Annotated in this window: 28 protein-coding genes; 13 read left to right on the forward strand and 15 right to left on the reverse strand. The window is 58.0% G+C overall.

The annotated features are described in order from the left end of the window. Positions 1–19 precede the first annotated feature (19 nt). Positions 20–325 (forward strand): DUF1467 family protein, encoded by a 306-nt coding sequence (locus tag JXR15_RS08635; RefSeq protein ID WP_422052833.1) that lies wholly within the window; start codon positions 20–22, stop codon positions 323–325. On the opposite strand, the gene JXR15_RS08640 is transcribed toward JXR15_RS08635, so the two are convergent. The 4 genes from JXR15_RS08640 to JXR15_RS08655 all read right to left on the reverse strand — a co-directional run bounded on the left by JXR15_RS08640 (position 270) and on the right by JXR15_RS08655 (position 3,160). Continuing rightward, positions 270–992, reverse strand: coding sequence for an EI24 domain-containing protein (locus tag JXR15_RS08640; protein ID WP_422052834.1), 723 nt, complete (start codon positions 990–992; stop codon positions 270–272). The two genes, JXR15_RS08635 and JXR15_RS08640, sit on opposite strands and share 56 nt — an antisense overlap. After that, entirely contained in the window at positions 977–1,555 is a 579-nt protein-coding gene (locus JXR15_RS08645) for a nitroreductase family protein (protein ID WP_422052835.1), read from the reverse strand. Before JXR15_RS08645 ends, JXR15_RS08640 begins: the two co-directional genes overlap by 16 nt. A gap of 52 nt (positions 1,556–1,607) precedes the next feature. Next, positions 1,608–2,723 carry a class II histone deacetylase gene (locus JXR15_RS08650; protein WP_422052836.1) on the reverse strand — a complete coding sequence of 372 codons (1,116 nt, stop codon included), beginning with the start codon at positions 2,721–2,723 and terminating at the stop codon, positions 1,608–1,610. A 197-nt stretch (positions 2,724–2,920) separates the two neighbouring features. Continuing rightward, positions 2,921–3,160: a hypothetical protein gene (locus JXR15_RS08655; RefSeq protein WP_422052837.1), complete on the reverse strand. Its 240-nt coding sequence runs from the start codon at positions 3,158–3,160 to the stop codon at positions 2,921–2,923. A gap of 115 nt (positions 3,161–3,275) precedes the next feature. On the opposite strand from JXR15_RS08655, the gene JXR15_RS08660 reads away from it, so the two are divergent. The 5 genes from JXR15_RS08660 (at position 3,276) to JXR15_RS08680 (ending at position 5,360) form a co-directional block, all read left to right on the forward strand. Continuing rightward, positions 3,276–4,004, forward strand: a complete 729-nt coding sequence (locus JXR15_RS08660) for a M48 family metallopeptidase (RefSeq protein WP_422052838.1) — start codon at positions 3,276–3,278, stop codon at positions 4,002–4,004. Positions 4,005–4,008: 4 nt separating this feature from the next. Next, positions 4,009–4,362, forward strand: coding sequence for a YigZ family protein (locus JXR15_RS08665; protein WP_422052839.1), 354 nt, complete (start codon positions 4,009–4,011; stop codon positions 4,360–4,362). Positions 4,363–4,461: 99 nt separating this feature from the next. After that, entirely contained in the window at positions 4,462–4,731 is a 270-nt protein-coding gene (locus JXR15_RS08670) for a DUF6455 family protein (RefSeq protein ID WP_422052840.1), read from the forward strand. 80 nt (positions 4,732–4,811) lie between these two features. Next, on the forward strand, positions 4,812–5,078 hold the full coding sequence (locus JXR15_RS08675) for a DUF6455 family protein (protein ID WP_422052841.1): 267 nt from the start codon (positions 4,812–4,814) through the stop codon (positions 5,076–5,078). Positions 5,079–5,111: 33 nt separating this feature from the next. After that, positions 5,112–5,360: a DUF6455 family protein gene (locus JXR15_RS08680; RefSeq protein WP_422052842.1), complete on the forward strand. Its 249-nt coding sequence runs from the start codon at positions 5,112–5,114 to the stop codon at positions 5,358–5,360. Positions 5,361–5,379: 19 nt separating this feature from the next. Here the strand turns inward: JXR15_RS08680 and JXR15_RS08685 are convergent, their stop codons facing one another. From JXR15_RS08685 to rimO, 3 genes are all read right to left on the reverse strand, one after another. Next, the gene (locus tag JXR15_RS08685; RefSeq protein ID WP_422052843.1) at positions 5,380–5,667 is read right to left on the reverse strand and encodes a DUF1330 domain-containing protein; all 288 of its coding nucleotides are present in this window, start codon (positions 5,665–5,667) and stop codon (positions 5,380–5,382) included. A gap of 152 nt (positions 5,668–5,819) precedes the next feature. Beyond that, positions 5,820–6,566 (reverse strand): hypothetical protein, encoded by a 747-nt coding sequence (locus JXR15_RS08690; RefSeq protein WP_422052844.1) that lies wholly within the window; start codon positions 6,564–6,566, stop codon positions 5,820–5,822. Between the two features lie 124 nt (positions 6,567–6,690). Beyond that, positions 6,691–8,079, reverse strand: coding sequence for a 30S ribosomal protein S12 methylthiotransferase RimO (gene rimO, locus JXR15_RS08695; RefSeq protein WP_422052845.1), 1,389 nt, complete (start codon positions 8,077–8,079; stop codon positions 6,691–6,693). A gap of 114 nt (positions 8,080–8,193) precedes the next feature. Between rimO and JXR15_RS08700 the strand changes: the two genes are divergently transcribed. The 3 genes from JXR15_RS08700 (at position 8,194) to JXR15_RS08710 (ending at position 12,327) form a co-directional block, all read left to right on the forward strand. Next, positions 8,194–10,137, forward strand: coding sequence for an AsmA family protein (locus JXR15_RS08700; protein ID WP_422052846.1), 1,944 nt, complete (start codon positions 8,194–8,196; stop codon positions 10,135–10,137). Then, the gene (locus JXR15_RS08705; protein ID WP_422052847.1) at positions 10,134–11,345 is read left to right on the forward strand and encodes a multidrug effflux MFS transporter; all 1,212 of its coding nucleotides are present in this window, start codon (positions 10,134–10,136) and stop codon (positions 11,343–11,345) included. Before JXR15_RS08700 ends, JXR15_RS08705 begins: the two co-directional genes overlap by 4 nt. A gap of 193 nt (positions 11,346–11,538) precedes the next feature. Further along, complete coding sequence (locus JXR15_RS08710) at positions 11,539–12,327, forward strand: prephenate dehydrogenase/arogenate dehydrogenase family protein (protein ID WP_422052848.1); 789 nt, start codon at positions 11,539–11,541, stop codon at positions 12,325–12,327. Here JXR15_RS08710 and JXR15_RS08715 read toward each other — a convergent pair. Together JXR15_RS08715 and JXR15_RS08720 are read right to left on the reverse strand one after the other, a co-directional pair. Next, positions 12,324–13,055, reverse strand: coding sequence for a hypothetical protein (locus tag JXR15_RS08715; RefSeq protein ID WP_422052849.1), 732 nt, complete (start codon positions 13,053–13,055; stop codon positions 12,324–12,326). The genes JXR15_RS08710 and JXR15_RS08715 overlap by 4 nt on opposite strands. A gap of 114 nt (positions 13,056–13,169) precedes the next feature. Then, positions 13,170–13,760: a GcrA family cell cycle regulator gene (locus JXR15_RS08720; RefSeq protein ID WP_422052850.1), complete on the reverse strand. Its 591-nt coding sequence runs from the start codon at positions 13,758–13,760 to the stop codon at positions 13,170–13,172. 173 nt (positions 13,761–13,933) lie between these two features. On the opposite strand from JXR15_RS08720, the gene JXR15_RS08725 reads away from it, so the two are divergent. Further along, positions 13,934–14,743, forward strand: coding sequence for an ABC transporter permease (locus JXR15_RS08725; RefSeq protein WP_422052851.1), 810 nt, complete (start codon positions 13,934–13,936; stop codon positions 14,741–14,743). 71 nt (positions 14,744–14,814) lie between these two features. On the opposite strand, the gene JXR15_RS08730 is transcribed toward JXR15_RS08725, so the two are convergent. Both JXR15_RS08730 and gap read right to left on the reverse strand, forming a co-directional pair. Continuing rightward, a complete protein-coding gene (locus JXR15_RS08730; RefSeq protein WP_422052852.1) occupies positions 14,815–14,958 on the reverse strand; it encodes a hypothetical protein in 144 nt (47 codons plus the stop codon). An 86-nt stretch (positions 14,959–15,044) separates the two neighbouring features. Continuing rightward, positions 15,045–16,043, reverse strand: coding sequence for a type I glyceraldehyde-3-phosphate dehydrogenase (gap, locus tag JXR15_RS08735; protein ID WP_422052853.1), 999 nt, complete (start codon positions 16,041–16,043; stop codon positions 15,045–15,047). A gap of 399 nt (positions 16,044–16,442) precedes the next feature. Here gap and JXR15_RS08740 point away from each other — a divergent pair, with 399 nt between their 5' ends. Both JXR15_RS08740 and JXR15_RS08745 read left to right on the forward strand, forming a co-directional pair. Further along, positions 16,443–16,901 carry a (2Fe-2S)-binding protein gene (locus tag JXR15_RS08740; protein WP_299419193.1) on the forward strand — a complete coding sequence of 153 codons (459 nt, stop codon included), beginning with the start codon at positions 16,443–16,445 and terminating at the stop codon, positions 16,899–16,901. 3 nt (positions 16,902–16,904) lie between these two features. Continuing rightward, a complete protein-coding gene (locus JXR15_RS08745) occupies positions 16,905–19,145 on the forward strand; it encodes a xanthine dehydrogenase family protein molybdopterin-binding subunit (protein ID WP_422052854.1) in 2,241 nt (746 codons plus the stop codon). Between the two features lie 35 nt (positions 19,146–19,180). Here the strand turns inward: JXR15_RS08745 and JXR15_RS08750 are convergent, their stop codons facing one another. Continuing rightward, positions 19,181–19,945: an enoyl-CoA hydratase/isomerase family protein gene (locus tag JXR15_RS08750; protein WP_422052855.1), complete on the reverse strand. Its 765-nt coding sequence runs from the start codon at positions 19,943–19,945 to the stop codon at positions 19,181–19,183. 182 nt (positions 19,946–20,127) lie between these two features. Here JXR15_RS08750 and JXR15_RS08755 point away from each other — a divergent pair, with 182 nt between their 5' ends. After that, the gene (locus JXR15_RS08755) at positions 20,128–20,511 is read left to right on the forward strand and encodes a response regulator (protein WP_422052856.1); all 384 of its coding nucleotides are present in this window, start codon (positions 20,128–20,130) and stop codon (positions 20,509–20,511) included. A 6-nt stretch (positions 20,512–20,517) separates the two neighbouring features. Here the strand turns inward: JXR15_RS08755 and JXR15_RS08760 are convergent, their stop codons facing one another. The 3 genes from JXR15_RS08760 to JXR15_RS08770 form a co-directional block, all read right to left on the reverse strand. Then, entirely contained in the window at positions 20,518–20,856 is a 339-nt protein-coding gene (locus JXR15_RS08760; protein ID WP_422052857.1) for an Hpt domain-containing protein, read from the reverse strand. A gap of 20 nt (positions 20,857–20,876) precedes the next feature. After that, positions 20,877–22,334 (reverse strand): sensor histidine kinase, encoded by a 1,458-nt coding sequence (locus JXR15_RS08765; RefSeq protein WP_422052858.1) that lies wholly within the window; start codon positions 22,332–22,334, stop codon positions 20,877–20,879. 120 nt (positions 22,335–22,454) lie between these two features. Next, a complete protein-coding gene (locus JXR15_RS08770) occupies positions 22,455–22,835 on the reverse strand; it encodes a hypothetical protein (protein WP_422052859.1) in 381 nt (126 codons plus the stop codon). Positions 22,836–22,920 lie beyond the last annotated feature (85 nt).

Raw genomic sequence — 22,920 nt, forward strand, 5'->3', positions numbered from 1 at the left:
TTTTTATCAGGAGCGCGCAATGACCATCACTTCAGCCCTCGTTTTATACGCCGTGCTTTGGTTCATGACCTTTTTGATGGTGATCCCGATTCGCCTCAAAACGCAGGGCGACGTTGGTGAGGTTGTGCCCGGTACACATGCCAGCAGCCCCGAGCATCATTATCTGAAAACCAAAGCCTGGATCACCACGGGCGTCGCCGCGGTGATGTGGGTGATTTTGTATTGGATCATCACAACCGGAGTGATCACGGTGCGTGATTTTGACTGGTTTAACGTGATGGGGCCCGCTGAGGTGACGGCTCCAGCTGATGGTACAGATGGGTAAAAGTCGCCGCGCCTAAGATCGGGATCACCAGGTTCAGCAGCGGCACGACCAGCGGCATCGCCATCAGTGTGCCGGCGAACCAGATGGTGCCCATGTGTTTCTTGCGCAGCTTCTTGGCTTCGGCCCGGCCCACACGGCGCATGGCAACCATCTGAAAATACTCCCGCCCCAGCAAAAAGCCGTTCAAGCCCCAGAAGATGAACAGAGCAAGCGGTGAGAAGAGGGCGTAGAGGATCAAGGCCAATAGGTTGGCTGCGATCAGCACGCCGAGAAAGTTCACGCTGTCTTTGAGACCTTCGGCAAAGGTCACTCCGGGGACATCGGGCAATTCCGGGTAGTGTTTGTCTTCCACCGCGTCCGCCACTTCGTCCAAAAACAGCGAGGTGATGGCGGAAGCCACGGGCACCATCAAGAAGATCGACAGAAAGATCATCAGGAAGAGGGAGGCAAACGTGAACAAATCGCCCACCCAAGAGACATTGCCCAAGAGTTCCTGAACGGTTTGGCCCGCGCCAATCCAGTTTAGGAACATCAGGAAGGCGGTGTAGACCGCGACCAGCAAGACAAAGGTCAGACCAATGCCTTTGAAGAGGACCCGGCGAAAGCGCGGGTCCCCAATTTGAGACAGGGTCTTGCCAAAAGACGTGATTGCTAGGCTGACAGCCATGTGACTTTGCTCTCCATGTTGGGGCGGGGGCGCTCGGGCGGCGCGATTTTTTCGGTGCCGATGTGAATGAAGCCTGCCACGCGTTCACGAGGTGTGAGGTCGAGGCCTTTTTCGACAAAACCGCGATCGTGGCTGGCCCAGCCGGAGAGCCAGTTGGCGCCCCAACCCGCGGCCAACGCAGCGTTCAGGAGTTGCAGGCACACACAGGCGGCGGAGTAGGTCTGTTCGATCTCTGGCACCTTCTCACTGATCACCGGGGCTTCGATCACGGCGACAACCAGATCGGCGCGGTCAAATTGATCGTGGGCTTTGGTGACTTTTTCTGGCTCCATGTTCAGCGCGTCGCCACGCTCTTGTGCCAGTTTGGCAAGCTTGGTGAGTGCAGCATCTTCCAGCACGATCAGGCGCCAGGGTTCAAGTTTGCCGTGATCGGGGCTGCGCAAGGCTGCTTCCAGCAACGGTTCGAGTTCCGCGCGGGTGGGCGCGGGGCCAATCAGGGTTTTGGCGGGACGTGAGCGGCGGCTCAGCAAGAAATCCAGCGCGGCTTGGTTTGGTTGAGGCATGTGTACTTCCCTCAAGAGTTGATTGGGTATGTTGGCGTGGCGCGGTTGGGTTTCAACCGGGCGGGCTGGCGAAAATTTCAGCCATCTCATCCACCAGCGTGGCAAAGAAGGCTTCGACGCGCGCGTTGGGCTGGCGAATTTTGAGTGAGGCGGCCATGGGATCTTCGGCGGTGATGGCAGACCCTGCAAGCTCTTCGATCACGGCATGGCCGCAGAATGGCACGTAGGCTTCTGAGTAGCCGCCTTCGTGTACAAGCAGCAGCTTTCCGTCACAAAGGCGGTTTGCGGCCCCCATCACTTGTTTGGTCATCTGGCGGAAGGTGTCCGCTGTGGCCAACATGCGGGACAGCGGATCAAAAGCGCCTGCGTCAAAGCCACAGGCAACGATAATCACATCCGGTTTGAAGTCGTGTAAGGCAGGCAGGACAATTTGGTCCATCGCGTGCAGGTAGGTGTTGTGTCCCGCGCCGGGCGGGAGCGGGATATTGATATTGGCGCCGAGCCCGGCATCTTTGCCGCGATCGGTGACATCACCGGTGTCCAGCGGGTAATTGTGTTCTTGATGGAGAGAGAGGGTGAGCACGTCGTCGCGATCATAGTAGATTGCCTCGGTGCCGTTTCCGTGGTGCACATCCCAATCCAAAACAGCGACACGTTTGGCCAACCCTTGGGCCTGCACCTCTTCGATGGCCACGGCGATGTTGGCCAACAGGCAAAACCCATTGGGCCAGTCAGGCAGGCAGTGATGGCCCGGAGGGCGAGAGAGCGCGTAGGCGTTTTGCACGTCACCTGAAGTGACTGCGCGCAGAGCTTCGGTGGCAATGCCCGCAGACAGTGCCGCAATTTCATATCCGCCCTTGCCAAATGGCGTGCGCAGGCCAATTTCACCACCTCCGGCATCTGAAACCTCTTTGAACTTGGCCAGGAAGTCAGCCGGATGCACGCGCGATAACATGTCATTCGTAGCGGGAGCGGCGCTCCGCACGTCGAGTTCCGCCGTGAGGCCGGTTACGTCCATGAGGTTCTTGAGACGGCGTTTGGTTTCCGGGCTTTCCGGCAGGCCACCAGCGGCCAGAGGTTGAACGAGATCGCCAACCGGCAGCGTCAGCGCGTAGTTGCCACCTGCGTGCCAGAAGCATTTTTCGTCAAAAAAGAACCCGGTGGCCATGTGGTCAATCTCCCCCTCCACGTTGTGCGAGGGCTACCCTAAGCGGCGCGGTTGTGAAATGTAAATCGCTGTGGGTGACGAGGGGCCAGAACTTTCAGCATTCGAGCGTTTTCATTTGACCCAAAATATCCCGGGGAGTCACAGCGTACTGTGAAGGGGCAGAGCCCCACTTGCGCTGGCCCACAATGCCAAATTCCTTAGTCAGCCGCGCGTTTGAGCATATAGACCCCTTCCGGCAGATCCAAAGCGGCCGTCAGATCCTGCACCATCGTGTTGGACAGGGTGATTTTCTGAACCGTATCGGTGCGGGCGTCATATTGTTCGATGGTGACGCAGTCTTCAAACATGTGAATGATCACATCTTCGCCCAAGGGGGCGGTGCCTTCGTCAACCAGAGTGACTACTGTGGCGTCAAATTCGTGCTCGATGCTGAACATGCCCCTAGCGTAGCGCAAAGGGGAGGGGGTGCAAGCATTTCCCTCTGGTCTCTGGGGGTTTAGGTGATAAATTTACGTCTGTGTCCTAAGGTTGGGCACCTGTGGGAGGGATGTCATGCGCCAGAAACTGCCAGTGAAAGCCAGCTTTGTGGGCCTTGCGATGGCCGCCCTTTTGAGCGGATGTGTGTCGACCACCACCAGCCCTACGCCGCAGCCTGCGGTCCAGCAAAAGCCTGCGCCCAAGATTTCTACAGGACAGGCGACCTCCCGGTTGGCGCCGGTGAAGGCGCGTATGGAATCTGTTGTTGAGCGAGAATGTAAGGCGCGGACACCTGCGGGCACCAACTGTGATTACAAAATCTATGTCGACCCCAAAGAGACCAAGGTGGCCAACGCCTATCAGACGCTGGACAAGACCGGTCGGCCGTTGATTATTTTCACTGCGCCTTTGGTGGCGGAGACACGCAACAACCATGAGCTGGCCTTTGTCATGGGGCATGAGGCAGCGCACCACATAAAAGGGCATATTGCGCGCAGTCAGGGCAATGCGGCCGCGGGCGCCGCGTTGGGCGCCATTTTGGTGGCGGCGGCAGGTGGCAACGCGCAAGCCGTGGAAGCGGCGATGGATTTGGGGGCCGGCTTTGGCGCGCGCAGTTTTTCCAAGAACCACGAGTTGGAAGCTGACCAGCTTGGTACGATCCTGACCAAGAAGTCTGGCTATGATCCGTTGATTGGGGTGAATTTCTTTGAGCGCACGCCGGATCCGGGCAATCAGTTTCTGGGCACACACCCGCCCAACGCCTCGCGCGTGGCGATTGTGAAGCAAACCGCGGCGGGGCTTTAGGCGCGTGCTGCAACTGACCAATGTGGTCACCGATCGGGGCAGCAAATATGCGGTGTCCGGCGGCAAGGTGGCCAACCGCAAAGAGGCGGATGCCTTTCTTAAAGAGCTCAAACGCAACAAGAAATTTGCCAAGGCAACCCACAACACCTGGGCCGCTTTGATGGCGGACGGCACTCCGTTGAAAGGGGATGACGGGGAGAGCGGCGCGGGATTGGTGATCTTGCGGATGCTGGAGCGGGAAGAGCTCAAGGATCACATTGTGGTCGTAACTCGTTGGTATGGTGGCACAAAGCTTGGCGGAGATCGGTTTCGTCGGGTGCAGGATTGTGTGCGGGCATATCTAGAAGCGCTGCATTAAGCGCGGTCAAATTTTTCTCAAAAAGGTGATTGATGCAGGTCAAGGGGGCGGGCGGCCTCTGCTGGTAGACTGCATGGATCAGCCATTGGAGATGCGCTTATGACCCTTGTTTCAGATCGGACGGCCCAGTTGCGCCACCATGCGGCGCTGTTGGATGACACGGCGAGCCGTTTAGGTATGGACCTGCAGGAAGCGGCCATTCGCGGCGCGCTTAAGTTTGATGAAATTTCAGAGGCGGTACTGCGTTGCACCAATTGCAGTCAGCCGGAGGATTGTGCGCAGCGGCTTCAGGAGGGCGGGGCGGTTGTGTCTACGCCGCATTATTGCCGGAACACCGCACTGTTGAAGCGACTACAAGGTGAGCCATAGGCGTTGTGGGGCGCGACCGCGCTCCCTGTAAACATAGACCGATTTAAGCGGCTTAAAGATGCGTTGGAGGCGCAGGGGTGATGGGAAACGTACAGCCATTGGGCGATCCGGTGACACATTTCTGGCTGACGCGCAGCATGGCGCGGGTGCTGGGGGTGTCGCTGAGTGAGGCGATGATGGATCAGAGCCTGAGCGCGGAAGACTACGCCGCCATGGTCACGCGTTGCCGTATGTGTCCGCACACCGAGGCGTGTCAGAGGTTTCTGGGGCAGCAGGCCGGGACGAAGAAAAACGCACCGGAGTTTTGCTGTCATACGGAGCTGTTTGAGAGATTGGCGGCGGGCTGATCCCGCACGTCACAATAGGAAAAGGAGCCAGCGATGTTTGAGAAAATGAGCCAGCACACCGATTTGGTCACAGGCATGTCCAAACGCGTTGGCGTGGATTGGGACGAGGTGATCATGGCCAACCCGGAGAAGGCAAAAGAGTACCGCAGCGCGGTGATGCAATGCACCAAATGCAAGGAGCTGGGGGCCTGTCAGAAGTTTCAGGAATTGAACGACAGCGCCGCCAACGCGCCGGACTACTGCATGAATGTGGAGCTATTCAAAGAGATGCAGCAGGGGTAAACGCCCTATGCGAGGGCCGCTAGAGGCCTTCGACAATTACTGCATTGCCGGTGGAGCAGCTTTGCCGCAGAGCCTTTAGCGGAGCGTAATCCGGTGAGTTAAACAGGGCGCGGGCGCTGTCCATATCGGGAAATTCAAACAACACGATGCGGCTGGGCGACCAGTCGCCTTCGAGCACCTCATGGGTGCCGCCGCGCGCGAGGTATGTCCCGCCCATTTTCTCGACCAGCGGTTTTACTTGCGCCATGAATTGGCCGTAGGGTTCTGGATCGTGGATATCGACGTCGTAGATCAGATACGCAGGCATGGTGGGTCTCCCTATTTTGGGGAGCGTAGCAGATGGGGGCGTTTGTGTCTCTTTTGAGCTGAACCTGTGGTTCAGCCAGCGCCCGACCCTCACCGTCAAACCGGAGGTTTGCTTCCAGCAAAACGGGAGGGCGCTTTCGTACCCACCCAGGGTCAGGCGCCGTTAGAGGGCTCGTTTAAAAGAGAGCTTTGGAAATTTTTGCTAGCCCACCCACCGGTCAGTGCAACACGTTTCATTTTTCGAGAAAACGCCTTGTCCCAATCGCGGACGGTGAGTTTACTTGGAGGGATGTCCACTGGGAGGGATACCGCATTCTCAGATAGAACCTCATCCGGAATTTTCCCCGTCCTGGAAAACTCGAACATGTGGTCAATCATGGCGCTTAGTACCCGCCAATTCATAGCGTCGTCGGCAACCTGCCATTCCATTCTTATTAGCCCGATCTGGGCCAAGTTGCGTTCTAAACGAGATGACCGGATCTGAAAATGCGCCACAATTAGTGAAAGCCAGCGGGCGGAGATTGGATCAGCAAATTTAATGCAGTCCTGCAAGACCGCTATTTCGCTTCTGCTAATGGAAGAATTCTCGACACTCTCTTTTTTAAGCTCTATTTCCCATGACTTCTGCGTCTCAAAATCAGCTGCATTCGCGAAACCAATTTTTGCTTTTGAGTTTAGGCTTGCCAGTACCGGTGGTAAAGCCGCGCGAGCAGCAAGAAGCGACCTTTGGTTATCTTGTTCCGCCAGTCGGTTTTGATTTTCGACTTGTCGCTGTGCACTTTTCCACGCGAGAACTCCGCCGCCCACGCCTGCAATTATTGTTGCGGTGGCGGCAAGTAAAATTGCCCAGTTGTCTGTTACGTCATTGCGGACAGAAAAATCGAGCGAAACGACAACCAACAGCACAGCTCCCGCGCCAATTACAGCGCCAACTAGCCAATCGCTCTGTTGTGCCCATCTTGGGTCCTTCAAATCGACACCCCGTATTGAGTTCCATTTTTGGCCTCGCCAAAAGGAGTGAACTTCACCTAGGGCTGAGACATCCCCACAGGTCATACTCCCCAGCCTCATCCACCTCAACTGACACGATGTCGCCCACGCTCAGCCCATCCGTGCCTTCGTCAATAAACAAATTGCCGTCAATCTCTGGCGCGTCGGCTTTGGTGCGGCAGGTGGCGATGCCGTCCTCATCAATGTCGTCGACAATGACGTCCATGGTCTGACCCACTTTGGCGGCGAGTTTGGCCTCGGAAATGGCCTGCGCCTTTTCCATAAACCGCTCCCAGCGCTCTTGTTTGACTTCGGCGGGGACGTGGTCTGGCAGATCGTTGGAGCGGGCGCCGTCGACGTTTTCGTACTGGAAGCAGCCAACCCGGTCGAGCTGGGCTTCGTCCATCCAGTCCAGCAGGTGCTGGAACTCGGCTTCGGTTTCGCCGGGGTAGCCGACGATGAAAGTGGAGCGCAGAGTGATGTCCGGGCAGATGTCACGCCAGGCGGCGATCTCGGTCAGGGTTTTGGAGGTGTGCGCCGGGCGGGCCATGCGTTTGAGCGTGTCCGGGTGGCTGTGTTGGAACGGGATGTCCAGGTAAGGCAGGATCAGCCCGTCCGCCATCAGCGGGATCAGATCACGCACATGTGGATAGGGGTAGACGTAGTGCAGGCGCACCCAGGCGTCGAATTGGCCAAGTTCCCGTGCCAGATCGGTGATGTGGCTGCGCACCTCGCGGTCTTTCCACGGGTGGGTGCTGTATTTGCGGTCCAGCCCATAGGCGGAGGTGTCTTGTGAGATCACCAAAAGTTCGCGCACACCGCTCTCGACCAGTTTTTCCGCTTCGAGTAGGATCGCATGTACCGGACGGGAAGCCAGCTTGCCGCGCATGTCCGGGATGATGCAGAACTTACACTTGTGGTTGCAACCTTCTGAAATCTTTAAGTAACTGTAGTGGCGTGGGGTGAGCGACACGTTCTTGGCGGGCAGCAGATCAATGAAGGGATCAGGGCTGGGCGGCACGGCGCCGTGCACCGCATCCAGCACTTGCTCGTATTGATGGGGGCCGGTCACGGCGAGCACTTTGGGATGCGCGCCGGTGATGTACTCGGGCTCCGCGCCAAGGCAGCCGGTCACAATCACTTTGCCGTTTTCCTGAATGGCCTCGCCAATGGCCTGAAGGCTTTCGGCCTTGGCGGAATCCAGAAAGCCACAGGTGTTCACAATCACAGCATCCGCACCGGAGTAGTCCGGCGAGATGCCATAGCCTTCGGCCCGCAGACGGGTGAGGATGCGCTCGCTGTCGACCAAGGCTTTGGGGCAGCCAAGGGAGACCATGCCGATGGTTGGCTGGCCGGGGCGCGCATCGCCTGTGAGGGTGGTGCGGGCGAGGTCGGGGCGGAGTTCTGGCGGATTGCTGGACATGGGGCGCATATAGGCCAGCGCGGATGATTTGGCAAAGGGATAGGGCGGTTTGATGCATTGCGCGTGTGTTCTTGGGCGCTTAGGCTCCGGTTGAGCAGTAAAAGGAGGTCTCCGATGAAGATAATCCGGGGATTGGTGGCAGCGGTTTTGATTTTGGCAATTGGTGCGGTGGTGCTGATTGTGGCGTTGCCGGGGGAGAAAATTGCCAAGCTGGCGGCGGATCAGGTCAAGGCGATGACCGGGCGGGATCTGACGTTTGAAGGCAAAGTCGGCATCAGCTGGTATCCGGTGCTGGGGGTGACCACGGAGAAGGTCAGCTTTGGCAATGCGGCGTGGTCGGAACGCGGGCCGATGTTCACGGCGGAGAAGGCGGTGATTGGCGTTGACGTGATGGCGGCAATTGGCGGGGACATTCGGGTGAAGAATGTCGAGCTGGTGGCGCCGGATGTATTGCTGGAGAAAACCGCAGATGGCCGGGTGAACTGGGATTTGAGTGGGGGCGCGGCTGTGGTTGGTGGGCAGACTACAAGCGCGCCGTCCAGTGGTCAGGCAGCGCCGCCTTCTGCACCTGACGCGGCCACGGGTTTTGAGAGTTTTGCACTGGAACGCTTGGTGATTACCGATGCGCAGGTACGTTACATCGAGCATGGCGGGGCGCGGCAGGAGCTGTCTGGCGTGTCGTTGGAGATGGCGTGGCCCGGACGCGACAAGGCGGCTGATATCCAGATTGAGGCCAGCCCGTTTGGGGCGCCAATAAAAGTGGATGCAACGATTGCTGCGCCGCTGGACATGATCAGCGGCAGCGTTTCAGCGGTCGAACTGGCCATGAAGGCCGGAGGCGGCACAGCGCGTTTTGTCGGACGTGCCGGGATCGCGCCGGAGGCGAGCGGCAAGCTGGATGTATCGGCATCTGATGCGACTGCGTTTTTGGCGGCGCTGGGTACCGGTGGCCTGGAGGGTCCATTGGCTGTGCAGGGGGACGTGACCTTGACGCGCGACGGCGTGGTGTCTGTGCGCGGCGGGCAGGTGGCGGCGCTGGGCAATGCGCTGTCCGTTCAGGCGGATGTAAACCTCAACAGCGTGCGGCCCAAAGTGGCGGCGCAGGTGGCGACACAGACGTTGCGGTTTGCGGCCAAGGATGGTGGCGAAAGTGCCGCAAGTGACAGTACAGCTCCAGTGGGCTGGTCGAAAGCGCCGATTGATGCCAGCGCGCTGGGTCTGGTGGATGGCACCATAAGTTTTGCGGCTGAGGCGATGGATTTAAATGGCATCACCTTTGGCAAGACCCGCGCGACCGTGGAGATTGACCGCGCGCGTGCGGTGGCGACACTCCAGGAAATGGCGGCTTATGAAGGGGCTGTGACGGGAACCTTTGTCGCCAACAATCGCAGCGGGTTCTCTATGCGCGGGGATTTGAAAGTGGCGCAGATTGCGCTGCATCCGTTTTTGGCGGCAACAGCGGATTTGGATAAATTCACCGGCAAGGCGGATTTTGAGAGCCGGTTTCTGAGTTCGGGCGAGTCTCTGGATGCGTTGATGAACAATATGAGCGGCGATGGCAGCGTCGAGATAGGGCGCGGCACCATTGAAGGTATTGATCTGGACAAGCTGCTGCGCGGCGACGTGACCGGTGGCACAACGGTGTTCAACAGTATGGTGGCGAGTTGGGACATTGCCGATGGTGTGCTGACCAACAATGATCTTTTGATGAGCCTGTCGCGGTTAGCCGCAACCGGCAAAGGCACTGTTGGCCTGGGTCTGCGCACCATTGATTATGTGTTTTCGCCACAGTTGCGCGGGCCGGATGGGCCGAGTTTGATTGTGCCGGTCAAGATCACCGGAAGTTGGAGCAACCCAAGTGTGGTTCCGGATCTGGAAGCTGCGATCAAGCGCAGCTTTGATACGGAAATCAAAGCGGTGGAAGATGAGGCCAAGCAGAAGCTTGAAAAAGAACTGGGGCTGGAAAAACAAGAGGGTCAATCAACTGAAGATGCGATCAAGGACAAGCTTGAGAAAGAGGCGCTGCGTGGACTGCAGAACCTGCTGGGCGGCAATTGAGCGACGCTGAGCAGCGCGCTGCACCACATCTGAACACACTGATTTTGCTGACCGCGATGTCGGTTTTGTCCCTGAATATGTTTTTACCGTCACTGGCGGCCATCGCCGATGAATTTGGTGTGGACTATGCGGTGGCCAACCTGTCGATGGGCGCGTTTTTGGCCGTGACAGTCGTGCTGCAAGTCATTATCGGGCCCTTGTCGGACCGCTATGGCCGACGGCCTGTGATGTTGGCTGGGATGGTCGTTTTCACAATCGGTTCCATTTGGTGCTTTTGGGCGCAGGACATTGCGGGCTTTCTCTCCGGGCGGATGCTGCAGGCAGCGGGTGTGGTTGGCATTGCGTTGAGCCGAGCCGTTGTGCGCGACATGCATGGGCCAAAGGAAGCCGCCAGCATGTTGGGGTATATCTCGATGGTGATGGCCATTGCCCCCATGACGGGCCCGACCATTGGTGGGTTTCTGCACGAAGCGTTTGGCTGGCGGTCGAACTTCGCGGTTTATGCGTTGATTGGTGCCGGTTTGCTGTGGCTGACCTGGCGGGACCTGGGGGAGACCAACATCAACCGGGCCGCCACCATGGGGGAACAGTTTGCCACCTATCCTGAGTTGCTGAAGTCGCGTCGGTTTTGGGGCTACGCCCTGTGCAGCAGCCTCTCGGTGGGGGCGTTTTACATCTACATCACCGGGATTGTGTTGATTGGGGTGTCGGTATTTGGGCTGCGTCCAACCACTGTTGGCATGACAGTTGGCGCCATTGCGGTTGGGTTTTCCTTTGGGTCGTATTTATCCGGCCGTTTGGCAAAACGCCTGCCGCTTTGGCAGTTGATGATTGGCGGGCGTGTTGTTGGGCTTGTAGGGCTAGGTGTTGGCTTTGTGATTGTTCTGACGGGTTTTGTGCATCCTGTGACCTATGTGGGGGCAGTGATCTTTGTAGGTATGGGCAACGGGCTAACGCTGCCGTCGACAAACAGCGGCGCCATGTCGGTGCGGCCTAGGCTTGCCGGCAGCGCGTCTGGTTTGTCTGGGGCGATGAGTGTCGCAATGGGAGCCGGCCTGACCAGTTTGACCGGGGCGGTGTTAACGCCACAAAATGGTGCGGTTCTGATGATGGCAATGATGGTGGCTGTGGTGGTGGCCTCGTTGCTGTGCGCGCTCTATGTGCGTTGGTTGGACGTAGTGGAGCCGCTGGTGGAGGAAGCGGGTTGACGGCATAGCGCAGCCCGTGCCATCACTTGCCCCATGACCAAGAACAGCATCTTTTTTGGCACGTATTATACCCTGACCACATAGTGGCGGGGTCTTTGGCATCTTCATCCGCTGCGTTTGACGGGGATGAAGACACAAGAACCTTCCAAGACACATAGTCCCGGCAAACGTGGCCTCACATACGAGGTCCGCAATGGGACAGACAAAACGCACACAAGAACAGAGAACCATTGGTTTGGTGGGCTTTGGCGGCTTTGGCCGCTTGATTGCACAGGAGCTTTGGGCCGGGTGCCCAATCCGCATTTGCGATCCCAGTTACACGCGCGCCAGCCTGCCAGACGGGCGGCGGGTGCCGATGGAGGGGCTCGCTGAGGTCGCGCAGTGTGACATCGTGATATTGGCCGTGCCGGTGGCGAGGATGGCACATGTGTGCCGGGTCTTGGCGCCGCATTTGCGACCGGGCACGCTGGTGTTGGATGTGGGATCGGTGAAGGTCGCGCCAATGCGCGACATGCGTGAATTGTTGCCTCCGCACGTGGAGATCCTGGGCACGCATCCACTGTTTGGGCCACAAAGCGCCAAAGACGGTGTGGCGGGGCGCAAAATTGCTCTGTGCCCGGAGCGCGGGGACCGATGGCGCAAGGTCGCGGCTTTCCTGAAGGCACGTGGGCTGGAGGTGATTGTTACTACCGCAGAAGAACATGATCGGGAGCTGGCAATGGTGCAGGGGCTGACTCATCTGATTGGCAAAGTGCTAACCGACTTGGGACCACTGCCGGAGCGCATGACCACGGCGAGTTTTGACCTGCTGCGCGAGGCGGTGGGCATGGTGCAGGATGATCCGCCCACGGTGTTGCACGCGATTGAGGTGGCCAACCCTTATGCGGCGGAGGTGCGGGAAGCGTTTTTTGCGCGGGCCTCGGAGTTGCAAGCGCAGTTTGCGCCGCAGCCGGCTGTCTCTGAAGTGGCACAGTCCGCCTAGATGATGGCGTACCCCGCAACAGCTGCAACAGCGCAGGCAACGCCAATCAGAAAAGCGCGGACGTTCACGCGTTCGCGTGGGGGCAGTTTCAAACGAATGGAAAGAATAATGATGATACCGCCCACCACAGCGGTGGCGATGGACTGGTAGTGGTGGCCCTTTTCGATGTGGTTTCCGAGGATGCAGCCGACATACATTGCCACCATAAATAGCGGCGCCATCCAGCAGGAGAAGGCGCCCGGGTACTCGCGATGTAAAAAGCTGTTTACGCCAAAGAGGTGCACGGAGAAGACAAAAACTGCGACGCCGTAGGCCGCAGTGATATTTGTTTGAAAGTGGGTGATCGTGATGCCGATCAGCATATTATAGGTGGCAAACGACAGTGCGTTGAGCGTGAGCGCCGTACGCGCAGGGCGGTTGTAGTCCTGCCTAAAATCGACAAGGTAGTAGAGCAGGAAGCCGACCATCAGATAAACGTAGAGCTGATGTTTGAAGAGAACGCCGTAGTTCGGATACTGCGCACCAACCAATTGGGTCATGACCGCAATTTTTGGCAGTAGATAGAGGAACGCATAGGCCAGACCTATGCCGGAGCTGAAGTCCAACAGCCATCGTGATGTCCGTGGAAAGCGCTTGATAAACGGGGTGGTGCCCACATGGGTCAGTGAAATCAGCAGGATCGCGAGGACTTCGCGCCAGGTGATATCGCCATAAAGCGTTGCCGACATTGTGTTGCGCCCCTGTTTCTCTATGCAGCAGTAGGTACAAAGCTCTGCTCGCCATTCAAGCAAAAAGCCCCGCACAGGGCGAGGCTTTCAAAGTGTTATACGCGTTTTTTTTGCTTACCGCTTGCGGTCGCGACGGGCACTCATCGGCTGGAACGCCACGCCCACATGCGCTTCGCAATAGGGTTTGCCCGCTTGCACAGGCAGGCCGCAGAACCAAAATTCGTCAGTCGCAGGGTCCCCAACCGGCCACTTACACGTGCGCTCGGTCAGTTCCATCAGGGACAGTTTCTTGGCAGTCTTTTCGACTTCGTTGACCTTGGCCAGAGCTTCCGGGCTGATCTCATTGGCAGACGGTTGTGGCGGCAGCGGCTGACCGGCTGGAATGATCTGCTTGCGCAGCGATTGCGCCGGGCGTGGCGCGACGGCAGGCTCGGTTTTGGGTTCTGGCTTGGGCTCAGCTTTGGGCGCGGCCTTGGCCTTGGGCGGTGCTTTGGGTTTTGCTGCGGCCTTCGGCTTTGCGTCTGCTTTTGGCTTGGCGTCTGCCTTGGCGCCACCGGTGGCCCGATTGGACAGGCCCAGACGGTGCACCTTGCCAATCACCGCATTGCGGGTCACCCCGCCCAGTTCCTTGGCAATCTGGCTGGCCGATTGGCCTTCGCCCCACATTTTTTTCAACAGCTCTACGCGCTCGTCGGTCCAGGACATCCGTCACTTCCTCAGCTAAAAAGCGGCCTCAACAAAGGCCGCCTCTGCATTTCTTGGTCAGGCACCTATTCTAATCACCCCAGCCCGAGTTACAAGGCGAAGAATCACTCCGGTGCGTGGCAATTGTCAGACTGGGGAGGGAATACCACAGCGACTTGGGGAAAACGGCAGTGATGGCACAGGATCAGGCAACAGAAATGGGCGTGCGGCGCTTTGGTCGGGCGAATTGGCTGGGGCTTGGCACATTGGCCAAACGCGAGATCCTGCGATTTCTGGCGGTGTGGACCCAGACCTTGTTGGCGCCTCTGGTCACAGCCGGTTTGTTTTTGCTGATCTTTTCGATTGCCATTGGACCCAGCCGTGGCGCGGTGATGGGCGTGCCGTTCCTCACGTTTCTGATCCCGGGCATTATGATGATGACGGTGATCCAGAACGCTTTTGCCAATACATCGTCGTCGCTTGTGATCACCAAAGTGCAGGGCAATATTGTCGATACGTTGATGCCGCCACTGTCTCCCATGGAGCTGGTGCTGGGGTATTTGGCAGGGGCGGTCACGCGTGGGCTATGTGTGGCAGTGGCCATCACCATCGCCTTGGCATTGGTTTTGGGGCAGGGGGTGGCGCACCCACTTTGGGCGCTGACCTTTGTGTTGCTCGGCGGTGCGATGATGGGCGCGGTGGGGATCATTGCTGGCATTTTTGCCAATAAATTTGACCAGATGGCGGCGATCACCAACTTCATCGTCACGCCGTTGGCGTTCCTGTCGGGCACGTTTTATTCGGTGGAGGCTTTGCCTGAGAGCTTGCAGAGCTTCACTCGTGTAAATCCAATCTTTTATCTGATTGATGGCACCCGCTACGGCATGATTGGCGTGTCAGATGGGGCGCCAGTGGTCGGCTTGGCGGTGGTTGGCGCGGTGACGCTGGCGCTGATGTCCGTGGCTTACGTCATGTTCAAAACCGGCTACCGCCTTAAGAGCTAACCCGGTTTTCTTCTTGCCGAAAATATCCTGGGGGAGTCCGTCAGGACGGGGGTAAAGCCCCCCGTCTGACCTCACCGCCAGAATGCCAGCCATTCGATCAACTCGAAAAACTTCTTGGCAAACAGTAAGAAGGTCGCGCTGTCGTTGAACACCACGTCGATCCCGATCAACGCCACAAGGAACAGAAACAGAAAAATGGCAATTTGATTGGTCATGACGCACTGCGCCCCCGGATGTGTCGTGGTCGGACCAGATATGCCCGACCCCATCCGAGGGCGCAAGTTGTTGTATTGATAAGGGCTTAGACGCGGCCCATCAGGGCGGCAACATCCGCCATACGTGCGGAGAAGCCCCACTCGTTGTCATACCATGCCAGCACACGGACCAGACGCTTGCCCAGAACTTTGGTCTGGTCCGCGGCAAAGGTGGCGCTTTCGGTGGTGTGGTTGAAGTCCACAGAAACCAGCGGCAGGTCGTTGTAGCCCAGCACGCCTTTCATCTCGCCCGCAGCCGCTTCGGCCATCACAGCGTTCACGTCTTCCAACGTCACATCCTTTGAGGCGGTGAAGGTCAGGTCCACAGCGGAGACATTTGGGGTTGGGACGCGGATTGCGGAGCCATCGAGCTTGCCTTTGAGTTCCGGCAAAACCTCACCCAGCGCTTTGGCGGCACCGGTGGAGGTTGGGATCATCGACATCGCAGCTGCGCGGGCGCGGTACAGGTCTTTGTGACGGCGGTCCAGGGTTGGCTGATCGCCAGTGTAGGCGTGGATCGTGGTCATGATGCCTTCTTCGATGCCGAAGGCGTTGTTCAGGACCTTGGCCACCGGCGCGAGGCAGTTGGTGGTGCAGGAGCCGTTGGAGATCATGTTGTCGTTGGCTTCGAGCTGCGTGTCGTTCACGCCAAACACGATGGTCTTCTGCACGTTCTTTGCCGGAGCGGAGATCAGCACTTTCTTGGCGCCGCGCTCCAGGTGCTTTTGGGCTTTTTCACCGTCATTGAAATTGCCTGTACATTCCAGAACAACGTCCACGCCGTCCCAATCCAGCTCGTCCATGTCGTAGGTGGAGTACATGCGCATTGGGCCTTGGCCCACATCCATGGTGCCGTTGCCGGCGATCACTTCGTTGCGGAAGCGGCCATGTACAGAGTCATAGCGGATCAGGTGCGCTGCGGTGTCCAGCGGGCCGGTGGCGTTGATTTTCACAACGCGGACGTCTTCGCGTGCTTCTTCGGCGATGTGCATGAGGGTCGAACGGCCAATGCGGCCAAATCCGTTAATGCCGACGGTAACAGTCATGAAGAGCTCCTGTCCTGCTCTGAACGGTGGAAATATGGTCTTGGCTATAGAGCGAGAGAGGTGTTTTAGAAAGGTAAAATCCCGAGAAAAAACGGTATGTTAGCGTTAAACCTATGCGGTGTCGCTATCGGTTCCGCTGCCGGTAACGCTAACGGTTGTGGTGGGTGTACCCATTGGCTGTAGTTGGGTGTGCAAGTGCAGCAAAAGTGGGTTTGATTTCGAATCGGCGTGTGCGTTTTGTGGATCAAAGGCGGGTTTCATACCGGTCTAAACAGCAGTGAAACATTTTTTTTGTCGCATTGTGCAGGTGAAATGGCACGATCTGCGAGTGGATCATTCGCAACGGGGGCTATTCTATCTTCAACAACGCAAATGGCGCCAAAGAACGGGAGGCAGCTTATGCAACTGATCGTGGATGGAAAATCCCATGAGGTGGATGTCGAAGAGGACATGCCGCTGCTGTGGGTGCTTCGGGATGAATTGGGCATCAAAGGGGTGAAATACGGCTGCGGGGTTGCGGCCTGCGGTGCCTGCACGGTGCATATTGACGGGGTGGCGGTTCGGTCGTGTCAAACACCTGTGGCCGATGTGGATGGACCGGTGACAACCATTGAGGGCCTGGGGCAGCCGGAGGCATTGCACGCGGTGCAAGAGGCTTGGGTGGAGCATCAGGTGGCGCAGTGTGGGTACTGCCAGTCGGGGCAGATCATGCAGGCGGCGTCGCTGTTGTCGGAGATCAAGATGCCGTCGGACGCAGAGATTGACGAAGCGATGAGCGGCAACCTGTGTCGATGCGGGACGTACCCACGTATTCGTGCGGCGGTGAAGACGGCCGCGGCCAAGATGCAGGAGGCGTAAGTCATGGGCAAGGTTGGAAAAATTGCGCGTCGCACGTTCCTGTTTGGGGCCGTTGCCGTTGCGGGTGGCGTCGCGTTTGGGGTCTACAAAGTGCGCACGCCCTATGAGAACCCTCTCAAAGAAGGACTTGCCGATGGGGCGTCCACGTTTAACCCGTGGGTGGTGATTGATGGCGAGAAGATCACTCTGATTACGCCGCATGGTGACAAAGGCCAAGGCGTGGCGCATGCGCAGGCAGCCTTGATTGCGGAAGAGTTGGACGTGGAGTTTGGTCAGTTTGAGATCGATTTTGGTAAGCCGGACAAGGCATATTGGAACCGCGCATTGGCTGGCGATGGCGCGCCGTTTATGGCGACCGATGAGAGCTTTACGGCGGAAGCCACCCGCAGCTTTATGGGCGGCATGATCAAGCTGCTGGGCATGCAGATCACTGGCGGCTCGACCGCGATGCCGGACAGCTATGAAAAGCTGCGTGAAGCTGGCGCTGTGGCGCGGGAAACGTTGAAACTGGCAGCGTCCAATGTGAGCGGCGTGCCGGTGGCGCAGTTGAAGACTGCAAATGGGGCTGTGCAGCTGCCGGATGGTACGGAGCTGGCTTATACAGCGCTGGCTGGAGAAGCGGCAAAGGTTGATCCTGTCACCGAGATCACGCTGCGCAAACCGTCGGAGTGGCGTTTGATTGGCAAGCCGATGCAGCGGCTGGACATGGTGGCGAAATCCACCGGCACCTTGGACTATGGCATCGACGTGGACATCGACGGCATGGTGCATGCGGCGGTGATGTGTAATCCACGTCAAGGCGGGGCGCTGAACGGTTATGACGCCAGCGCCGCCGAAAGCATGCGTGGGGTGCAAAAGGTTGTTGAGGTCACCGGCGGTGTTGCGGTGGTGGCTGACAACACCTGGCGCGCGATTCAGGCGGTGCAGGCGATCGACTTTGACTGGGGCGCCGCACCCTATCCGGCAGAACAAGATGGCCATTGGGCCGCGATCGAAGCGTCTTTTACTGAAGAGCAACTCGATAAAGAGTGGCGCAACGAAGGGGATGTGACCGCCGCCCTGGCTGGGGGCAAGGCAGTGGAGGCCGCGTACCGTGTGCCCTATGTGGCGCATGCGCCGCTGGAGCCGCTGAACGCAACGGTGCTAGTTGAGGATGACAAGGTCACGGTTTGGACCGGGCATCAGATCCCGCGCATGTTGCAGGATCAGGTGGCAAAGGTCACCGGCCACACATCAGAGCAGATCGAGCTGGTAAACCACTTTATGGGTGGCAGCTTTGGCCATCGGTTGGAATTCAAACACGTGGAACTGGCGGCGGAAATTGCCAACCAGATGCGCGGCACTCCGGTGAAGCTGACATACAGTCGGGAAGAAGACTTTGCGCATGACTTCCCACGCCATATTGGCATGGCGCGCGGCAGCGGTGCGGTGAAAGATGGCAAAGTGTCCGCGATGGATTTGCAGGTGGCGATGCCGTCGGTGGTTGGCTCACAAATGGGCCGTGCAGGCCTGAATGTGCCCGGACCGGACATGCAGATTGCGGCGGGGGCCTGGAACAACCCTTATGGATTGGAGAACTTCCGTATGCGGGCTTACCGTGTGCCGGAATTGGCGCCGGTGTCGAGCTGGCGGTCTGTGGGGGCCTCTGCCGGTGGGTTCTTCTTTGACAGCCTGCTGGACGAGCTGATCCATGAGGCGGGGGCTGATCCGTTGGAAGAACGTATTCGTCTGATGCAGCATGATGTCAGTCGCAAGGTGCTTGAAACGGTTGGCGAGATGTCCAACTGGAGCAGCCCGTTGGGGCCAAACAAAGGGCGCGGTGTCGCCTTTGTGGAGAGCTTTGGCGTGCCAACGGCAGAGGTGATTGAGGTCACCAACACCGAAGACGGCATCACCATCGACAAGGTTTGGGTCGCGGCCGACGTGGGTACAGTGATTGACCCGGTGAACTTTGAAAACCTTGTGCAGGGTGGCGTGATCTTTGCGCTGGGCCACGCGATGAACAGCGAGATCACCTATTCCGATGGCATGGCGGAGCAAGCCAACTATTGGGACGCTGAGGGCATGCGCCTAAAACAGTGTCCGGAGATCATGGTGCGTGGCTTGGAAAACGGCGACCAAGTGCGCGGGATTGGCGAGCCGCCGGTGCCGCCAGCAGCGCCCGCCTTGGCCAATGCGATCTTTGCGGCGACGGGGCAGCGTATTCGCGAATTGCCGCTCTATCACCACATTGATTTTGCCTGAATGCAAAAGGCCCGCCGAGTTGGCGGGCCTTTTGCTTAGCTGGGTTTGAAGTTCGGCGGGCGTTTCTCAAAGAATGCGGCGCGGCCTTCTTTGGCGTTGTCGCTGCCCAGTAGCAGAGGTTGCAGGTCGCGCTCATAGTCGATCGCACGATCCATGCGGCCACTGTCAAACGCCTTGATGGCGCGTAAGGCCTCTGGTCCCAGGGTTTCGACGTGTTTGGCAAGCTCCAGCGCGGTTTCGAGCGCTTTTCCATCTTCAACCAATTCGTCCACCATGCCGATGCTTTCAGCCCGCACTGCACTGACAGGTTTGGCATAGAGCATGATCTGGCGGGCGCGAGCTTGACCCACGCGGGCGGGCAAGGAGGCCAGCAGGCCATAATCGGGCATCAGGCCGATCTTGGGGAAGGCGGCCATGAAGCGGGCGGAGTTGCCTGCAATCACCGTGTCACACATCATCGCGACTGCGAGGCCAGCCCCTGCAGCCCAACCTTCGACGGCAGCAATCACCGGGACGGAGCCGCCTGTGATCTGGTTCACCATGTGTTTGACGTGTTCAAAGTTGATGCGCTTGAGCCGGGCCGGGGCGTCCATCGCGGCAATGTCACCGCCGGAAGAGAAGTTGCCGCCTGCGCCGGTGAGAATGATGGCGCGAATAGAGGTGTCCTCTTCGGCCTGCTCCAGTGCTTTGGAAATCGCTTCACGGGTGGCCACGCGGATTGGGTTGAGCCGCGCGGGATCGTTGAGGGTCAGCACCAGCGCGTTGTCGATGCGTTCTGACAAAAGAGGGTGGTCTGACATAAGAGCTCCTGAGCTTGTTTGCCGTAAGTGTAGGCCTTGTGGCGCTGGGCTCAAGAGAGGCAGGTGCATTTGACACGCGACGTCACAGGCTGATCGGTTGATGCGGGAACAATGCGCGCGGTCTTCCCTTTCGCCATTTGTGCCGATACGGTCCCGACGTAAGGGATTGAAGGGCAACGGAAATGACGGAAATCCGAAAAATTCTGCATGTGGAAGATGATGCGGACATTCGCGAGATCACCTATCTGGCCTTGGCCGAGTTTGGTGGCTTCGAGGTTCTGCAATGTTCCAATGGCACCGAGGCGATCAAAAAGGCCGCGAAGTTTGCGCCGGACCTGCTTTTACTTGACGTGATGATGCCGGGATTGAGTGGGTTGGAGACGCTGACCAAGTTGCGTCGGCAGGATGAACTGGCCGATGTGCCGGTGATCTTCATGACCTCCAAAGACGTGACGTCCAAACACCATTCCGACATCACCGAGCGCGCAGTGGGGGCAATCCAAAAACCGTTTGACCCGGTTGCCTTGCCGGATCAATTGCGAGCGATTGTGTTCAATTCCGCGTGAGCGTGCCTATGCGGTTTCGATCACACAGCCAAGCTCCTCGGTGAGCAAGTCGGTGGCCACAAGGATGGTTTCCATCTCCGCATCACACGGCGTGTTCTGCTGGCTGCGTTCCAGCAAGGCCTCTGCTTTTTCTGCCAACTGGCCCAAGCGGTGTAAGCCGTAGGTGGCGCAGATGCCAGCCAGTTTGTGTGCAGCCAAGTGAAGACCGTCTAGCGCAGGCTGGTCGGCACCATGCTCCAGAAGCGTTGCGGTGTGTTCTTCAATTTCTGCCTCCCGCTGTGGCAGGCCGGACATGAAATGGCGGCGCAGGCGTTCAAATTTATCCTGATGATCGTCTGGAAACATGGTGGTGCTCCTTCTGGGGCTCACATTTGTGGCAGTTCGATGCTGATGTTGTCTTCGGTGTCGCACAGGGGAAAGACGGCGTAAAACCGGGTGCCTTCGCCCAGTGTGCTGTCAAAGTCGATGGAGGCCCCGTGGTCTTCGACGATCTGACGCGCGATGGACAGACCCAAGCCCGAGCCTTCAAAGTTGCGGCAATCGGAGTTGTCGACCTGAGTGAACTTGCCGAAAATTTGCGGGCGCTCACCTTCAGGGATACCAACGCCATAGTCGCGGACTTCCAGCACGGCACAGCCGTCAACCAAACGGGCGCTGAGTTCGACATAACCGCCCTCATGGGAGAATTTCACTGCGTTGGACAATAAGTTGTCCAACACTTGCATCATGCGCTCATGATCCGCGCGGATGGTCAGCGGGAATTGGGGCGGGGCGGTGCGCACAACAATTTCATATTGGTCGGCGTAGGGCGTGATGGATTGTGCCGCGTCGTTGAGCAGTTCTCCAAGATCCACGGGCGCAAAATGATACACCATCTTGCGGGCTTCCATCTTCTGAATGTCGAGCAGGTCGTTGATCAGTTTGCTCAGGCGCTTGCTGTTCTTATGCGCGATGTCGAGCATCCGGTCAGCCTTCTCTGGATCCTTGGAAAGGTTGGTTTCCCGCAAGAGCGTCAGTGAACCGGTAATCGAGGTCAGCGGTGTGCGCAATTCGTGGCTCACAACAGAGACAAACTGAGATTTGATTTCGTAGCTTTCGCGCGCTTTGTCCCGTTCTGACCGCAGCTCGTCCATCTGATCCAAAGTGCGCTGATACATGCGCAGGAAGATCGTGGAACACTCTAGGACAAAATAGAGTACAAACAGCGAGGTGGCGAAGTGCAGCCAGAGTTTGGATGTGAAATGCGCGCCTTCCGTCAGGATGTCAGAGGCGGGGATAAAGATAAACAACGCGCCATAAGTGATCAGGCGGAGCGCCAGAACTTGTTTGAGTTGATGATTGTTTACGGCCGCAAATAAACCTGCCGCAAATAAGAAAAAGAGCGACGTGAAGTGTTCGCCCGGACCTTCCAGTCGCGCGAGCAAAAGCGTGAACGTGGCAATCGAAATAGCTGAAATGGCGTTTGAGATAAACAACAGCTTCAACAGCCGATGGCTGTGCCGCAGCGAATGATCGGTGCGATGGATCACTTTGTGACAGACAATGCCGTCAAAAATGTCGCCAACCTGGATCAGCAGGTAGCAGAGGGCTGCGAGCGGCCAGGAATAGTAAAAACCGCATAGGAAACCGGCACCAGCGTAGATGCCCTGGCGTTGCCAAAACAAAGCTGCACCTCCGCTGGCGAAGTCATGCATCTGTTGTTTGAGACGGCGGGAGTGTTCCACCGGTGGTTGGCGGCGGGGAAACATCACACGGAGACGGCGCGCGATACGGCGCAGTATCGGCGTGTCTAACCGTGAGTGGTTCGAGTCTTCAATGTGCATTCTGCGACATCCGGTAGTGATCGGTTTGGCCGCCAAGTGGCAGCCTGGCGAAGTTGCCATCAAAAAAAGCAGCAGAATGTGGCTCAAAAATGGTCCGGGTCCGGCAGGAAAGGGATTTTCCTAGCTCGGGCGGGCATTTGTATCGGGCTGGAAGACACGTCCGTCGTGCTCGAGCTTGCCAACGGTCTCAGTGCGGACAAAATCCAGCAGTTCAAATGTGGTGTCGATGTGCCCGCGATTGTGTGGCACGTATCCGGATTGATCAAACGTGCCTGTGGCCTCGATCACATCGCCAGGGGCGACGGTGTCGCGAAAACGGTCAATGAGTGCCTGATCGGTCACAGTGAAACACACGCGTTTCGGATAGCGAAACCCGGGAGCCTCAGCTTCGGTTGCAGCGGTCGCAGAGATATCAACCAACAAACGCGGCTCTGGCTCGGACAAAAGCAACGTGTGGGCGATTTCACCTTTAACGTGAAAATTTAGGAAGTATGGCTGCATCTCTATCCCTGTGGTCCTTTACCCGTGACGCGTGACAGTTCCGTGAAAGCCTGTCGTCATAAGGTGGCATTTTGGTGTTTGCGGC

It is taken from the genome of Shimia sp., assembly GCF_049116215.1.
Taxonomy (GTDB): domain Bacteria; phylum Pseudomonadota; class Alphaproteobacteria; order Rhodobacterales; family Rhodobacteraceae; genus Shimia.

Excerpts from the sequence above, each read along its gene's own strand:
- JXR15_RS08635 (WP_422052833.1), top strand. The coding sequence starts at position 20 with ATGACCATCACTTCAGCCCTCGTTTTATACGCCGTGCTTTGGTTCATG.
- JXR15_RS08640 (WP_422052834.1), bottom strand. The coding sequence starts at position 992 with ATGGCTGTCAGCCTAGCAATCACGTCTTTTGGCAAGACCCTGTCTCAA.
- JXR15_RS08645 (WP_422052835.1), bottom strand. The coding sequence starts at position 1,555 with ATGCCTCAACCAAACCAAGCCGCGCTGGATTTCTTGCTGAGCCGCCGC.
- JXR15_RS08650 (WP_422052836.1), bottom strand. The coding sequence starts at position 2,723 with ATGGCCACCGGGTTCTTTTTTGACGAAAAATGCTTCTGGCACGCAGGT.
- JXR15_RS08655 (WP_422052837.1), bottom strand. The coding sequence starts at position 3,160 with ATGTTCAGCATCGAGCACGAATTTGACGCCACAGTAGTCACTCTGGTT.
- JXR15_RS08660 (WP_422052838.1), top strand. The coding sequence starts at position 3,276 with ATGCGCCAGAAACTGCCAGTGAAAGCCAGCTTTGTGGGCCTTGCGATG.
- JXR15_RS08670 (WP_422052840.1), top strand. The coding sequence starts at position 4,462 with ATGACCCTTGTTTCAGATCGGACGGCCCAGTTGCGCCACCATGCGGCG.
- JXR15_RS08675 (WP_422052841.1), top strand. The coding sequence starts at position 4,812 with ATGGGAAACGTACAGCCATTGGGCGATCCGGTGACACATTTCTGGCTG.
- JXR15_RS08680 (WP_422052842.1), top strand. The coding sequence starts at position 5,112 with ATGTTTGAGAAAATGAGCCAGCACACCGATTTGGTCACAGGCATGTCC.
- JXR15_RS08685 (WP_422052843.1), bottom strand. The coding sequence starts at position 5,667 with ATGCCTGCGTATCTGATCTACGACGTCGATATCCACGATCCAGAACCC.
- rimO (WP_422052845.1), bottom strand. The coding sequence starts at position 8,079 with ATGTCCAGCAATCCGCCAGAACTCCGCCCCGACCTCGCCCGCACCACC.
- JXR15_RS08700 (WP_422052846.1), top strand. The coding sequence starts at position 8,194 with ATGAAGATAATCCGGGGATTGGTGGCAGCGGTTTTGATTTTGGCAATT.
- JXR15_RS08710 (WP_422052848.1), top strand. The coding sequence starts at position 11,539 with ATGGGACAGACAAAACGCACACAAGAACAGAGAACCATTGGTTTGGTG.
- JXR15_RS08715 (WP_422052849.1), bottom strand. The coding sequence starts at position 13,055 with ATGTCGGCAACGCTTTATGGCGATATCACCTGGCGCGAAGTCCTCGCG.
- JXR15_RS08720 (WP_422052850.1), bottom strand. The coding sequence starts at position 13,760 with ATGTCCTGGACCGACGAGCGCGTAGAGCTGTTGAAAAAAATGTGGGGC.
- JXR15_RS08725 (WP_422052851.1), top strand. The coding sequence starts at position 13,934 with ATGGCACAGGATCAGGCAACAGAAATGGGCGTGCGGCGCTTTGGTCGG.
- JXR15_RS08730 (WP_422052852.1), bottom strand. The coding sequence starts at position 14,958 with ATGACCAATCAAATTGCCATTTTTCTGTTTCTGTTCCTTGTGGCGTTG.
- gap (WP_422052853.1), bottom strand. The coding sequence starts at position 16,043 with ATGACTGTTACCGTCGGCATTAACGGATTTGGCCGCATTGGCCGTTCG.
- JXR15_RS08740 (WP_299419193.1), top strand. The coding sequence starts at position 16,443 with ATGCAACTGATCGTGGATGGAAAATCCCATGAGGTGGATGTCGAAGAG.
- JXR15_RS08745 (WP_422052854.1), top strand. The coding sequence starts at position 16,905 with ATGGGCAAGGTTGGAAAAATTGCGCGTCGCACGTTCCTGTTTGGGGCC.
- JXR15_RS08750 (WP_422052855.1), bottom strand. The coding sequence starts at position 19,945 with ATGTCAGACCACCCTCTTTTGTCAGAACGCATCGACAACGCGCTGGTG.
- JXR15_RS08755 (WP_422052856.1), top strand. The coding sequence starts at position 20,128 with ATGACGGAAATCCGAAAAATTCTGCATGTGGAAGATGATGCGGACATT.
- JXR15_RS08760 (WP_422052857.1), bottom strand. The coding sequence starts at position 20,856 with ATGTTTCCAGACGATCATCAGGATAAATTTGAACGCCTGCGCCGCCAT.
- JXR15_RS08765 (WP_422052858.1), bottom strand. The coding sequence starts at position 22,334 with ATGCACATTGAAGACTCGAACCACTCACGGTTAGACACGCCGATACTG.
- JXR15_RS08770 (WP_422052859.1), bottom strand. The coding sequence starts at position 22,835 with ATGCAGCCATACTTCCTAAATTTTCACGTTAAAGGTGAAATCGCCCAC.